The following is a 288-nucleotide window of genomic DNA, read 5'->3' on the forward strand; positions in this document are numbered from 1 at the left end:
GCGCACAGCAGCGGCGCGACGGCGGCCAGCTGCGCTTCGGGATGGGTTATCCGCAGCACGTAGCGTTCATTTACCACGATCTGCTGTGAATAACCGCCAAGCGTGTGTCCCGGCGCGTCCTGGGTCGGCCCGTTATAGGTCAGCACCATGTGGTCGCAGTAGTTTTCCAGCCCCTCAGCGCACTCTTCGCACTGTTGACAGCTATCGACCATACAGCCGACGCCCACCAGATCGCCGACGGCGTAGCGCGAGACGGCGTTGCCGACCGCGGTCACCCGACCCACAATT

At 63.5% G+C, this 288-nt stretch carries 1 protein-coding gene; it reads right to left on the reverse strand.

All coding sequences use genetic code 11. The features are described from left to right. Window positions 1–275: alcohol dehydrogenase catalytic domain-containing protein (locus GUI70_RS22995; protein WP_272952928.1), on the reverse strand; the 275-nt coding region annotated here is incomplete at its 3' end. Window positions 276–288: the final 13 nt, after the last annotated feature.

It is taken from the genome of Deinococcus alpinitundrae (genome assembly GCF_009982895.1).
In the GTDB taxonomy this organism is placed as follows: domain Bacteria; phylum Deinococcota; class Deinococci; order Deinococcales; family Deinococcaceae; genus Deinococcus; species Deinococcus alpinitundrae.